General features: G+C 60.3%; 15 protein-coding genes and 1 pseudogene. 6 read left to right on the top strand and 10 right to left on the bottom strand.

Going from position 1 to position 11,558, the window contains the following annotated elements:
- Positions 1-7 precede the first annotated feature (7 nt).
- Positions 8-763 carry an SDR family oxidoreductase gene (locus P3T21_RS30950; RefSeq protein WP_429259751.1) on the bottom strand — a complete coding sequence of 252 codons (756 nt, stop codon included), beginning with the start codon at positions 761-763 and terminating at the stop codon, positions 8-10.
- A gap of 42 nt (positions 764-805) precedes the next feature.
- Positions 806-1,207, bottom strand: a complete 402-nt coding sequence (locus tag P3T21_RS30955; protein WP_429259752.1) for a nuclear transport factor 2 family protein — start codon at positions 1,205-1,207, stop codon at positions 806-808.
- Positions 1,208-1,435: 228 nt separating this feature from the next.
- On the opposite strand from P3T21_RS30955, the gene P3T21_RS30960 reads away from it, so the two are divergent.
- On the top strand, positions 1,436-2,074 hold the full coding sequence (locus tag P3T21_RS30960; protein WP_429259753.1) for a TetR/AcrR family transcriptional regulator: 639 nt from the start codon (positions 1,436-1,438) through the stop codon (positions 2,072-2,074).
- Positions 2,075-2,121: 47 nt separating this feature from the next.
- Here P3T21_RS30960 and P3T21_RS30965 read toward each other — a convergent pair whose 3' ends face one another.
- The 3 genes from P3T21_RS30965 to P3T21_RS30975 form a co-directional block, all read right to left on the bottom strand.
- Complete coding sequence (locus tag P3T21_RS30965) at positions 2,122-2,721, bottom strand: NADPH-dependent F420 reductase (protein WP_429259754.1); 600 nt, start codon at positions 2,719-2,721, stop codon at positions 2,122-2,124.
- A gap of 76 nt (positions 2,722-2,797) precedes the next feature.
- On the bottom strand, positions 2,798-3,775 hold the full coding sequence (locus P3T21_RS30970; RefSeq protein ID WP_429259755.1) for a zinc-dependent alcohol dehydrogenase family protein: 978 nt from the start codon (positions 3,773-3,775) through the stop codon (positions 2,798-2,800).
- Positions 3,776-3,930: 155 nt separating this feature from the next.
- Entirely contained in the window at positions 3,931-4,947 is a 1,017-nt protein-coding gene (locus tag P3T21_RS30975; protein WP_429259756.1) for a zinc-binding dehydrogenase, read from the bottom strand.
- A 180-nt stretch (positions 4,948-5,127) separates the two neighbouring features.
- Between P3T21_RS30975 and P3T21_RS30980 the strand changes: the two genes are divergently transcribed.
- Positions 5,128-5,712 carry a TetR/AcrR family transcriptional regulator gene (locus P3T21_RS30980; RefSeq protein WP_429259757.1) on the top strand — a complete coding sequence of 195 codons (585 nt, stop codon included), beginning with the start codon at positions 5,128-5,130 and terminating at the stop codon, positions 5,710-5,712.
- A 93-nt stretch (positions 5,713-5,805) separates the two neighbouring features.
- On the opposite strand, the gene P3T21_RS30985 is transcribed toward P3T21_RS30980, so the two are convergent.
- The 4 genes from P3T21_RS30985 to P3T21_RS31000 form a co-directional block, all read right to left on the bottom strand.
- Positions 5,806-6,168, bottom strand: a complete 363-nt coding sequence (locus P3T21_RS30985; protein ID WP_429259758.1) for a nuclear transport factor 2 family protein — start codon at positions 6,166-6,168, stop codon at positions 5,806-5,808.
- Positions 6,169-6,267: 99 nt separating this feature from the next.
- On the bottom strand, positions 6,268-6,897 hold the full coding sequence (locus P3T21_RS30990; RefSeq protein WP_429259759.1) for a glutathione S-transferase family protein: 630 nt from the start codon (positions 6,895-6,897) through the stop codon (positions 6,268-6,270).
- Positions 6,898-6,954: 57 nt separating this feature from the next.
- A complete protein-coding gene (locus P3T21_RS30995) occupies positions 6,955-7,173 on the bottom strand; it encodes a hypothetical protein (RefSeq protein ID WP_429259760.1) in 219 nt (72 codons plus the stop codon).
- Positions 7,174-7,272: 99 nt separating this feature from the next.
- The gene (locus P3T21_RS31000; protein ID WP_429259761.1) at positions 7,273-8,028 is read right to left on the bottom strand and encodes an SDR family NAD(P)-dependent oxidoreductase; all 756 of its coding nucleotides are present in this window, start codon (positions 8,026-8,028) and stop codon (positions 7,273-7,275) included.
- Positions 8,029-8,120: 92 nt separating this feature from the next.
- On the opposite strand from P3T21_RS31000, the gene P3T21_RS31005 reads away from it, so the two are divergent.
- The gene (locus P3T21_RS31005) at positions 8,121-9,035 is read left to right on the top strand and encodes a LysR family transcriptional regulator (protein WP_429259767.1); all 915 of its coding nucleotides are present in this window, start codon (positions 8,121-8,123) and stop codon (positions 9,033-9,035) included.
- 560 nt (positions 9,036-9,595) lie between these two features.
- Here P3T21_RS31005 and P3T21_RS31010 read toward each other — a convergent pair.
- Positions 9,596-9,886 (bottom strand): hypothetical protein, encoded by a 291-nt coding sequence (locus P3T21_RS31010; RefSeq protein WP_429259762.1) that lies wholly within the window; start codon positions 9,884-9,886, stop codon positions 9,596-9,598.
- A gap of 479 nt (positions 9,887-10,365) precedes the next feature.
- On the opposite strand from P3T21_RS31010, the pseudogene P3T21_RS31015 reads away from it, so the two are divergent.
- The 3 genes and pseudogenes from P3T21_RS31015 to P3T21_RS31025 form a co-directional block, all read left to right on the top strand.
- Positions 10,366-10,656: pseudogene (locus tag P3T21_RS31015) on the top strand (alpha/beta hydrolase); the annotation flags it as partial.
- A 3-nt stretch (positions 10,657-10,659) separates the two neighbouring features.
- Positions 10,660-11,001, top strand: a complete 342-nt coding sequence (locus tag P3T21_RS31020) for a hypothetical protein (RefSeq protein ID WP_429259763.1) — start codon at positions 10,660-10,662, stop codon at positions 10,999-11,001.
- Between the two features lie 276 nt (positions 11,002-11,277).
- A partial coding sequence (locus P3T21_RS31025; protein WP_429259764.1) for a redoxin domain-containing protein occupies positions 11,278-11,558 on the top strand: 281 nt, incomplete at its 3' end.

An 11,558-nucleotide genomic window follows, 5' to 3' on the forward strand; every position in this document is an offset into this window, starting at 1 on the left:
CAGCGAATCACCCAGCCAGCACCGCCATCATCTGTGCATTGAAGCCATTGACCAGATCGTGTTCACCGGGACCCGGGTTCCCGCGGAACAGCTTCGCACCTTCAACCAGAACCTCATCCGCATCTGTTCCGAGGACAGCGATCGTTTCGTCGATGAACGCGTCAAGCGGCATCGCCTGTTCGGCTTCGCGGCTGTTCATGAGGTCCGTGCGCACCCAGGGCGGTGCGATCTCGAGTACGCGAACCTTCGTGTCCCGCAGCATAAAGCGTTGCGAGAGGATGTACGAATGCAATGCCGCCTTGGTCGACGAATACACTGCGGTCGCGGCCAACGGCACGAAGGCAAGCACCGAGCTTGTATAGGCGACGACAGCGTCGTTCCTGGTCTTGAGATGATCGATCAGCGCCGACGTCATGCGGATCGGCCCCATGAGATTGGTCGTGATGGTGGACACCATCAGCGCGTCGTCGATCTGGCCACCCGCCTGGTCCGGCTGCATGACGCCGGCGTTATTGATCAGCACGTTGAGATCGGGATAGTCCGCGATCAGTTGCGCCGCCACCCTGTCGATGCTGGTTACATCGACAATGTCGAGTTCGATTGCAGCCATGCCGGGATTCGCCGCCACCACCTCGTCGAGATGGCTGCGTCGGCGGCCGCTGATGATGACCTTGTTGCCGCGCTTGTGGAGCGCCTCGGCTAGCCCGCGGCCAATGCCCGAACCGCCGCCCGTAATGAAGATCGTGTTTCCGGTGAGTTTCATGATCATTTCCTGTTGATGTTGCTGTAGGTGGGGTTGGCGTGGTCAGGCAGGGAACCGGTCGCCGAACATCGGCAGGCCGCTCGCGGATTCGGCCCTGGTCGCTTCGTCCTGAAGGACGTCCCAGTGCTCGGCGAGCTTGCCGTCTTCAAAGCGGACGACGTCAACTGCAATCCACGCAGCGGCCCTGCCGATCCCAGAGAAGCGGCCATGTGCGAAGACATGATCACCCTCGGCCACGATCAGCTGGTTCTCATAGCGCGCGGTGTCAGGCAGCGCGCGAACCAGGTCGAAAAGGCCATCGCGTCCCGGTGCAATATGGGCGCTATGCTGAATGTAGCGGTCGGACCAGAAGCGCTCGGCTGCAACGTAGTCGCGCTTGTTGAACAGGGTGTCGAATGCTTCCAGCACGAGCGCCTTGTTCTGTTCAGGGGTTGTCTTCGTCATGTCGCGGTCCTCCTTGAAGGTTCAGGTGACGACGCGGTCAGGCGTCAGATAATCGATGTGCCCCCTGCTGCCTGAACGTTCAGGTAAAGAAGGCTATACTTAAGACAATGGTGAATGACATTGTCATTGTGACGGATTCTGGGCGTCCGTCCTGCCGATGTCAATGGTGATCGACATTGTATTTTTCGATGGGTCTTATTGGGTCGCTCGCGGCCGAAGAGAGGGGAAATGGGTGTTTCCAGGCAACAGACGGTTGAAAACCGGCGCGCGATCGTGGCAGCCGCCGAGAAGCTGTTTCGTGAGCGCGGCGTCGATGCGGTTGGGCTCACCGAGCTGATGAAGGCGGCGGGCTTTACACAGGGCGGTTTCTACAACCACTTCAAATCAAAAGACGCGCTGGTCGCCGCAGTGATGGAAAAGGCCATGGAAGCGGCTGGAGAGGCTTTTGCCTCGCTGATCGAAAACGCAAGGTCAGCTGACGCTGACCCGGTCACGCAAAACATTCAGTGGTACCTGTCCCCCGAGCATCGCGCGAATATCGAGGCGGGCTGCCCCTTGTCGGGTTTTGCAGGCGACGCCCGCCGGTTAGACGACGTGGCGCGCGGCTCTTACGCAGAAGGTCTCGCGGCGAACCTTAAACGATTCGCCAAGGTCATCGAAGAGACGGAGGGAATCAGCGAGGGCGGCCACAGGAAGGCGATCACACTGTTCAGCCAGATGGTTGGTACGCTACTGCTTTCGCGTGCTGTTGCCGACATCGACCCGGCGCTCGCGGATGAAATTCTTGATGAGGGCCGCCAGCAGCTCCTCACCGCCGTGGATGGGCAACCCGGAATTCAATCGCGCGGCCACTCGCGCCCACGGTAACCCAACGTCCCGAAATAACGCGACATGGGTTTGCATACCTTGCAGTCCTATGCGACGACCCAGTCGTGGCCAGCAATCGGACCACCCGCTTGCTGCATGCGACCGCCCGAAACCAGACCGCCAAGATCCATTGGTGCGTAGCCAAAATCCTTGACGAGTCCGATCACCACCGCCTTTGCGTCCTTGTCGTCACCGGAGACGAAGATGACGCGCTTTCCGTCATGAAACTTCGGACCCTTGTCGTAGTGCTCCATGCGGATAGCATTGAACGCCTTGACGACGCGAGCCTCTGGCGCGTGTGCCGCGACGATCTCGCTGGCGCCCGTGCCCCCCAGGTCCGCCAGAACGAGCTCAGGCTCGAGTTGCGTAAAAGGGTTGGTGGTATCCACCAGAATGCGACCTGCCCAACTGGGCAGCCCATCCAGGGCCGACGGCACTTGAAGCCATGGAACGGCGAGCATGACCAGCTCGAGCCGGGCCACCTCTTCTACCGTATCTGCCGACGCGTTCGGACCGAGTCCGGCCACGATATCGCTCAAAGCCCGCGGCCCACGACGAGCGCTCAAGACAACCTCATGGCCTGCTTGAATGGCACTCCTGGCGATGGACTGCGCTACAGCACCGGCTCCAATAAAACCAATTTTCATTTCGACACCTCAGCGGCAACGTAAGTCAACGAAGCCATGCCCGTCGAGGAGCACGGCACTTGGGAGAACAGCCAGGTCAGTTCGATGAGCGCAAGTCGAGCAGCACCTTGCCACCCTTGATTGCGTGAGCGACGGCCTTTTGGTAGTCCGCAAGCGGATAGACGGCAGCCACAGGCAGGTCAAGCTCGCCGCGAGCCATCAGTTCGGCAGACTCCCTGATTGCGCCCATGATGTACGGCTGGTATTCGGGAAGGTCGATGTATATGCCGCGCACGACGATGCCGCGCAGATGCAGGTCCACGACCTTGAGCGGCGTGACCAGCTCGCCGCTTGTGAACGCATAGCTCACCAGCGTACCGTTTTGCGACAGCACGTCGATCAGGCGCACCGCAGCCGAACCGCTCAGGCCGTCGATGGCCAGACGGACGTTGCCCGGACCGACCGCGGCCCTGGCCTTGTCGACGGCGCCCGGCTCATCGACGAGAACGATGTCCCCGCCAGCTTCTTCCAGCTCCTTGACCAGTTCCGGGCGACGCACGAAGTTGATGGTTCGCAGGCCACGCTTCTTCGCCAACGCGATCACGGTGCGGCCGATGCCGGAGTTGGCCGCGTTTTGCACGATCCAGTCGCCTTCCTTGAGGTCAACGAAGCGCCCGAGCAGAAGTACCGCCGTGGGAGGATTGATACGCAGCATGGCCAGTTGACGTGGATCGACGTTGGCAGGCAGCGCAATCAGCCCCTTGGCCAGGATCACCAGGCGCTCGCGCCAGGTCAACGCATAAAGCGGGGGCAACACGCGGTCGCCGACCTTCACGTTGGAGACATTAGAGCCTACCTGCAGAACTCGCCCGACGCCTTCGTTGCCCACGATCGAGGGCAGTGGAGTCGAGTAGACGAAGCGATTGGTGATGACGGCCAGGTCATTGCCGTTGATGGGGGCATACTCCATCGCGATCAGGACTTCATCCGGGCCGGGGTTGGCCGGCTCCGGAAGGTCAACGAGTTTCAGCGTCTCGACGGGGTCGCCGAAAGCGGTGTTCTGGATAGCACGCATGGCTTACGTCCTTTCATAAGATGCCTGACTGGAAAGCCGGGAGGCAATCCTTCGGCACTCGGGGCTCATTTCGAAATCGTGCAAAAACCGGGGTGAACGCTACCAGGCCGCCCCCCATGACGAGGAGCGCCTCACATTGCGCAGGACGCGTAGCGCTAGAAGGCGAGCAGCACCATGCCGGTCCTTCCCCTGCGGTACGTATGTTCGAGCGCTCCCAGGTAGTCGCTCGCCTGATATCGTTCCGCTACGGGGAAAAGGCTCGGGAAGTTGCGTGCGAGCTCGAGGGCGTTAGCCAGGTCCGCTTCGCGTACCGTCGCAGCTTCGAATTGCCAGCTGAGCAACGACACACCCTTGATGGTCAGCGCTCGAGGGGCGATGGAACGAATGTCCGTCGTAGCGCCGCCCAGGGAGCCATAGCTAACGATCGTTCCACCGCGAGCGAGGAAGCTCGCTACGTCGGGCAATAGCGCGCCGCCGACGCCATCGAACGCCACGTAGACTGGCTTGTTCGCAAGCGCATCGCGAAGCTCGTCCTTCCAGCCCTGATTCTCCGTGACAATGACCGAAAGGTTGGGACGAGCAGCTTTAAGCGCTTGCGCGCTCGCCGCGGAGCCGACGAGCAGGATCGGATTGACGCCCACTTCGACGAGCAGATGAGTGAGCAGCTTTCCGACGGCGGAACCGGCAGCCGTCTGAATGACCGTGACATCTTCGCGCTTGTCTTCAGGCAACGCGTTGTGACCAGCCCGCATCGCAAGGCGTGCAGTCAACGTGTTGACCAACATCTGCGCTGCGACCTCATCGCTCACTTCATCGGGCACGGGTATCAGCGACTGGACAGGCGCGGCGATCCTTGAGCTCCAGGCGCCGTTGACGGGAAAGAAGGCCACACGTGTGCCGACCTGAATCCGATGTGAAGGGTCGATGTCAGCGGCCAGCGCCTGCACCACCCCTACACCTTCGACGCCGGGCACTCGACCTCCCCTCGGGATGAGGGGAGTCGCCCCGAAGGCAGGAGAAGCGGAGACGCCCAGCAAGTCGCCCGGATGAACCGGTGCGGCGGACACACGCACAAGCGCCGCTCCGCTCACAAGAGAAGGGGCATCGGAAAATGCTTCCAGCGTGAGCACCTCAGCGGGCTCGCCATGGTTGGTGTGAACAATTCGCTGCATCACAGACTCCTCTCGCAAGGATTTGATTATTGGAGCGATCGCTCCGTTATGGCAGAATAGGTTCATCTCCACAGCATGTCAATTATTTTTGGAGCCATGACTACAAAAAAAGATACGCAACCCCGGCGCAGCCGCGGCAGGCCCTCAACCTTTGATCGTACGGAAGCTCTGAACCGGGCCATGAAGCTCTTCTGGGAGCATGGATACGAAGGAGCCTCCTTCGACCAGTTGATCCAGGCCATGGGGATCAGCCCCTCGAGCTTCTATAACTCGTTCGGCAGCAAGGAGCAGCTCTACAAGGAAGCGACTGACGCATACCTGAGCATGTCCGAAGTCTGGTTCGCTGGCAGACTGTTCGGCACGGCCGACACGCGAGAGGCATTCAAGAAACTTCTCGATGCCACCGTCGTGGAGTTCACTCGAAACAGCCACCCATCGGGCTGCATGATCTCTCTGGCCGGCACTCACCTGCCCCCCGAACTCGCTTCTATTCGCGAGACGATGGCCGAGCACCGCGCAAACGCTGAAGAGATGATGGCGCAGCGGTTGCGCAAGGGGGTCGAAGACGGCGACTTACCGCCCGACACCGACGTGCCCGCACTTGCTGCCTTCTACAGCGCCGTGACTCGCGGAATGGCCGTTCAGGCACGAGACGGAGGCGGCCCGCAAAAGCTGAAGGCGATCGCAGATGTCGCCATGCAGGCATGGCCAGCTCAAAGCGGTCGGGGAAAATCTGCAAGGCCCCGGGGGACTCGCGTTGCCTGACCGGCCATGCTGCACGGAGTGGTCCAGCACCGGCGGCCGCAGGGCGTCGATCTGGAGCGTCATGCCGATCAGCCACGTACCATAGCGACCCGTTTAGGGCAGCGTGTCGAAGAAGAGATAAACGGCGGCTATGCGGCCTTCCCGGGCAACGATGAAGTCAGTTCCAGCGTAAGCTGGAGCCTCACCTGGACGGCCGGATACCCATCGGATCCGCCCGCCATCGCCCGACACATCGGGCTCAGCGATTGGCTGGTACTGGAAATCAGGGTGAGTTGCCTTGATCGCGCCCGCGATCCGATCAATCTCGTCACGGCCGCGGTAGATGCCGTTGTTGGGATCACAGAACACGCAATCCTCGGTGAAAATTTCGTCGATAACCGCGCGCCGGCGCGCGGGATCGTTCTCACCGAAGACGTCGAGATTGCGTCTCAGCAGGGTCGGAATGCTGTTGGACATTCGCTGCCTCCTTAAGGCAAGTAGTTGTCTCTCAATGGCCTGCCACTGGAAATCGATGCTAGCTATAGCAATACAGGCTATAGCGATACAGCGGTCGAATTACTGAGCAAGCGCCAAGGTCTTTGCGATGCCTCTGGCAACCGCAGGTCGAGCCGAGATCTCGGCATACCATCGAGCGACGAATGGGAACTTGTCGAGGGTTGCACCGACCGCCTGATGGCGCCACGCCCACCCGAAATGGGCGATGTCCGCAATACTGTAGGTGTCACCTGCAACGTACCGTTGATGCTTAAGGCCGTGATTGAGCACGCCCAGCGTCCGGTCAACCTCCGATAGCGCGCGCGCCTGGGCCTCAGGTTGGGGCGACGACTGATTCGCGACCAGAAACGCCTGGAGGAACGCCGGGCTGAGGCCGGACGCGTGGAAGAAGAGCTGCTCGAAGACCTTGCCCCGGTGGGGGCCATTCTTCGGAAGAAGTTGTCCGGTCTTCTCAGCAAGGTAGACCAGGATCGCGGCGGATTCGCTGAGGACCACATCGCCGTCTCCGAGAACGGAACGGTCGATGAGAACGGGGACTTTCGCGTTGGGATTCATCGCCTTGAAGGCGTCAGTCTTCTGCTCGCCCTGGCGCAGATTGACGGGAACGAGCCGATAGTCGAGCGCCATCTCTTCCAATGCGATCGGGACTTTGACGCTGTTGGGCGTGGGGAATGCGAGAACTTCAATCATTGTCGTATTTTTTCCTGGTGGCGGACGGGAGCGGACCAAGCCGCTCCAGGAAATGTGTCAGGAGCGGCGACCGTCGAGGCTGATACGGTCGCCACCGAAGGCGAGCACATGCAGTAAGCCACCCACCATCGCGATGTTCTTGAAGAAGTGGATGAACTGGTTCTGGTCGCCGGAATTGCGGTGGAAGAACACGGCAGTTGCAAGCGCGAACAGGAAAAGAACACCCGCGACGGCCGGGCGCATGATCTCGGACTGAACATAGGTCTGGTTGCTCATGGCAATGTCCTTTGTGATTGATCGCCTGTGGCGACGTTTGAAGCGCTGCTGGAATTGAGTGGGTGGTCCGAGAGCCCGCAGCGGCTCTCGGACATCTCGTTAAATCTGAGCTTGTCCGCCGTCGACGAAGAGTTCGGTGCCGGCAATGAAGCTCGCATCCGAGGAGGCGAGGAAAACGGCTGCACCTGCGACGTCGTCGGGATCACCGACGCGCCCAAGTGGGACGGTCGAGGCCATGTAGTCGAGCAGGCCTTGCTGCTGTGTGGCATCGGGGCCGGCCAGGTTAACGAGGCCAGGTGTCTTGATCGGGCCGGGGCTGATGACGTTCACGCGGATGCCGCGAGACTTCAGGTCGAGCGTCCAGCTTCTGGCAAAGTTGCGCACCGCGGCCTTCGAGGCGCTATAGACGCTGAACGCTGGTGTGCCTTTGATGCTGACGTTGGAAGCAGTAAGGATTACTGAGCCACCGTCGACCAGCAGCGGCAGTGCCTTCTGCACCGTGAAGAGCACGCCCTTTACGTTGCGACCGAACGTGTCGTCATATTGCTCTTCGGTGATTGATCCCAAAGACTGCATGGAGCCGCCACCGGCATTGACGAACAGCACATCGATACGACCTGCCTCTGTCTTCACACGCTCGTAGAGACTATTGAGATCGCTGAGACTGGCGGAATCCGCCTGGATGCCAGTGGCCCTCGGCCCGATCGCCGCAACGGCCGCATCGAGCTCGGCTTGACGACGGCCGGTAACAAAGACCTGCGCGCCTTCAGTTGCGAAACGCCTGGCGGTGGCCAGGCCGATGCCGGTCGTGCCGCCGGTGACGACGGCAATTTTTCCTTCGAGTCTGCGTACCACGATCTATCTCCTAAGTGGGGTGAGACAAATCTACGGCCGCATGCTATTTTTCGAAATAGAAATGAATGAAAACCATCGTTGCAGGATTGTCGATGTCAAAGCTCCCGGATTTCGAAGGGCTCGCGATGTTCGCGAAGGTCGCCGAAGAAGGTTCGTTCGCTGCGGCGGCCACGGCCATGGGTGTCTCGGTCGCCACGGTCTCTCGGGCGGTTACCCGCCTTGAAGAGCGGCTGGGAGGCCGACTGTTCAACCGTACCTCCCGACGACTTGCACTCACGGACTATGGCCACACACTCGCCGAACGAGCGGCGAAAATCTATGCCGACGCCGAGGAGGCCGAGGATTTCGCCCGTGAGACCTCAAGCCGACCGCGTGGTCTCGTCAAGCTCGCTGCGCCGCTTACTTTTGGCGCCCGGTGGGTTGCCCCGCAGCTACCCGAATTTTTCCGGACCTACCCGGATATTTCCGTGGATCTTCATCTCACGGATGCCCATGCCGATCTGATTGGGGAAGGCTTCGATGCCGCCCTGCGCATCGCCATCATGGAAGACTCATCTCTCGTCGCGCGTCACATTGCACACGTGCGTCGGTTTGTCGTGGCATCCCCCGCCTACCTGGCTCGCTATGGTCGTCCGCAGCACCCACAAGATCTGGGCGCCCACCAGTGTCTTACCTACATGAACAGGAGTAAGCGCGACGTTTGGCGCTTTACCCACAAAAGTGGCGAGGAATGCGCGGTTACACCAACCGGGGCGTTGCGAGGAACGAGCGTGGAAGCCTTGCTGCCCACGGTCCTCGCGGGACTTGCCATCACTGAACTCCCTGAATTTGTTGCGACGCAGTACTTTTCCGACCATCAGCTTGAACCGATTTTGACTGACTGGCGCTTGCCCGAAGGCGGCATTTATTTCGTCACACCCACTGCGCGCGCACGACCAGCAAAGGTTAGCGCCCTGGCCGATTTCTTCATCACCAGGCTGACCACGGCAGATTGGAGCGCAAAGTGATGGCGTCCGCAGGGTACATCTCGAAATAGTGCAGGCTAGCAGAGCATATAGCGTCGCAAGAACACGCTTAACCATCTGCATCCTGTGTTGATCAATGGCCCTTGTGTGGACGAAACCGGCGTTCGAATGTCTGCGGGAGCAAGGCAGCAAACGTCCCAAACTGGCCGAACACGGTCCGATGCTGAGTGGATGACGATGCAGTCGCATCCCGGCCTCCGTCCGCTCAGTTCGACCCACTCCGGCCAGTCAGTCCCCTCCGAAGCAGCCGTTCAACGTTTGACATGAGTCGCGTACGCCCGCTTGTTCGCGCCTCGCCGCTCGATGAAGAAGAAAACAGATTGCCCGCTCCGCTTTTCCGAATAGTACGGACGTGGGTCCGTTGAATGCAGTCAGGCGGCAAGAGAGCCAGAAGTGCCGCATTGTGACGAGCCCGGGGGATTTGCAAAAGGCACGTCTGGACGAATCAGGCAAGACGTGGGCGTGAGGAGTGGACGGTGAGGCCGGTTGCGTACGTCCCAATCCGCCCGCTGAACTCACGCGCTGCCAGTCGAAAGGCAAAGTTACTTCAGGTGAATGAGGACTGATCCCTCCGATATCTCCGGCGCGCCCACGCCCGTGCTTTCGGCGTTTTTCGCGATCCAGTCCTTCGCCTTTTGCACGCTTTCATCAATGCCTGCCTTGTCCTCGCAAACAGTCACCGAGAATCCGCCATCGCCGCTGCGTGCGAGGGTGTAGCCGACAAAGCCTTTGACCGAACGCATCAGTTCTTCGACGTCAGCCGTGCGCTTCTCCAGCAGATCGAACAACTCCTTTGCGCCCTTTCCGGAAAATCTCCTTATAACAGTTTGCATGATTGCATCCTCCTGTTTGATGAACCAGCGAGACGAGCATGCCGCACGAACAAAGTGTGCAGCGTGCAACTGCTCTTTTCGACAGCGTGTAGTGCGTGGAAGAAATTGAGAAGGCCACGCACCTGATTTCCGCGGCCCATACCAAGTGTAGTCGCTGTGCCTTCGTAGTAAACCTGGGAAGCGGTGCAAAATCCGGTGCCTTCAGCCAACGTCCGCAATTGGCCGGCCGAGTCCGGTCAGACGCCACTCGGCCGCGAACTTCGGTAGTCGGCCCTTACCGCACCTTCGCCTCGCGAGAAATCACCCGCTCAAGGGCCACGCTTGCCACCCCGAACCGCCAGTTGGCAAGTGAACGCTCATCCACCTCGCGGACCGGCTGAAAGCGCTGCTCGGGCTGGGGTCTAGCGCGTTTGCCTGTACTGGAAACACGAACAGCTCAACCTTTTCCGCAACTCGCCGATATACCGCTCGAACGCAGCGTCGAGCACGTCGCCGCTTACCACTATCCGTGGCTGCCCGTGAAGTGGCTGCTGCGCGACCGATACGACAGCGTGACCCACCTGGCGTCGTTCGGCCGCCCTGTTCTCGTCGTGGTTGCGGAACGCGACAGCATCGTCCCCCCGCGCTTCGGCGAAGCGCTCTACAACGCTCTGGCCGAACCGAGACAACTCATGGTGGTGAAGGCGGCTGAACATAACGACTGGATGGGCCGCGTCGACGAAACCTGGTGGCGGGAGGCGATCGACTTCCTGCTCACGCCTTCGCATTGAAATATGAAATCACGCTCCGTCCCGTCCAGCAGGGAACGCTTCTATGTCCTCGATGCGAAGAACAGGCCCGTCGCGGTGTCCGACCGCAGCGAGTGGTCGCGCTGGATGACAGAGAACGAACTGATCTTTCGTCGCACGCTGCTGGACGAATCCGGTGTGACGGTCACGACCCGCTTCCGCGGTCTGTCCGAACCGAAAACCGGGGAGGCTTCGCTGTTCGTGACGCGCGTCGCCGGAATGGAAGCGCGAGACAACCGGAGCTACGGAGCACGTACGCTCGATGAGGCGCTGGAGCAGCATGAGCGCGTCGTGCAGAAAATCCTCCGGATGCTGACCGGGCGGTGATCGCCACAGGGCGACGATTCTCCGCGACCGTAACCATGCGCCGCGCGGACAACATTGCTACCCGCGCGTCCGTCCGAAGGTCGCCACGCCCAAAGAGACTATCTGTGCCCGGCACACCGCGACCCACGTCGCGGATACCACCAGCCTTTATGCCTCGCAGGAATGATTGTTATGCGGTTGGCGAGTCTTCTCTACTCGTCTCCATTGACTGACTATCCATCCAACGCAATGCAACTTCAACACACCGCGCCATTCATTTGAAAGAAGGAGATCGTCATGTCACTGCAAGCCAAGCTCGACGCATTCAAAGCGGATTTCAAAGCCGGCAAAGCCCCGTACTTCGCACCGCCGGAAATCCATCCGGTCATGGAACGTGCCACAGCCGAACTCGTGGCATCCGGTCAGGCAGAACGCGTGCTCAAGGCGGGCGACATTGCACCGGAATTTACCCTCAATGACCCAGAGGGAGAACCCGTGTCGTCCGTCGAACTGCTGAAGCGCGGGCCGCTTGTCATCAGCTTCTATCGCGGCGTGTGGTGCCCGTATTGCAATCTCGA

Source organism: Paraburkholderia sp. GAS334, from assembly GCF_050436625.1.
In the GTDB taxonomy this organism is placed as follows: Bacteria; Pseudomonadota; Gammaproteobacteria; order Burkholderiales; family Burkholderiaceae; genus Paraburkholderia.

Excerpts from the sequence above, each read along its gene's own strand:
- P3T21_RS30950 (WP_429259751.1), bottom strand. The coding sequence starts at position 763 with ATGAAACTCACCGGAAACACGATCTTCATTACGGGCGGCGGTTCGGGC.
- P3T21_RS30955 (WP_429259752.1), bottom strand. The coding sequence starts at position 1,207 with ATGACGAAGACAACCCCTGAACAGAACAAGGCGCTCGTGCTGGAAGCA.
- P3T21_RS30960 (WP_429259753.1), top strand. The coding sequence starts at position 1,436 with ATGGGTGTTTCCAGGCAACAGACGGTTGAAAACCGGCGCGCGATCGTG.
- P3T21_RS30965 (WP_429259754.1), bottom strand. The coding sequence starts at position 2,721 with ATGAAAATTGGTTTTATTGGAGCCGGTGCTGTAGCGCAGTCCATCGCC.
- P3T21_RS30970 (WP_429259755.1), bottom strand. The coding sequence starts at position 3,775 with ATGCGTGCTATCCAGAACACCGCTTTCGGCGACCCCGTCGAGACGCTG.
- P3T21_RS30975 (WP_429259756.1), bottom strand. The coding sequence starts at position 4,947 with ATGCAGCGAATTGTTCACACCAACCATGGCGAGCCCGCTGAGGTGCTC.
- P3T21_RS30980 (WP_429259757.1), top strand. The coding sequence starts at position 5,128 with ATGAAGCTCTTCTGGGAGCATGGATACGAAGGAGCCTCCTTCGACCAG.
- P3T21_RS30985 (WP_429259758.1), bottom strand. The coding sequence starts at position 6,168 with ATGTCCAACAGCATTCCGACCCTGCTGAGACGCAATCTCGACGTCTTC.
- P3T21_RS30990 (WP_429259759.1), bottom strand. The coding sequence starts at position 6,897 with ATGATTGAAGTTCTCGCATTCCCCACGCCCAACAGCGTCAAAGTCCCG.
- P3T21_RS30995 (WP_429259760.1), bottom strand. The coding sequence starts at position 7,173 with ATGAGCAACCAGACCTATGTTCAGTCCGAGATCATGCGCCCGGCCGTC.
- P3T21_RS31005 (WP_429259767.1), top strand. The coding sequence starts at position 8,121 with ATGTCAAAGCTCCCGGATTTCGAAGGGCTCGCGATGTTCGCGAAGGTC.
- P3T21_RS31010 (WP_429259762.1), bottom strand. The coding sequence starts at position 9,886 with ATGCAAACTGTTATAAGGAGATTTTCCGGAAAGGGCGCAAAGGAGTTG.
- P3T21_RS31020 (WP_429259763.1), top strand. The coding sequence starts at position 10,660 with ATGAAATCACGCTCCGTCCCGTCCAGCAGGGAACGCTTCTATGTCCTC.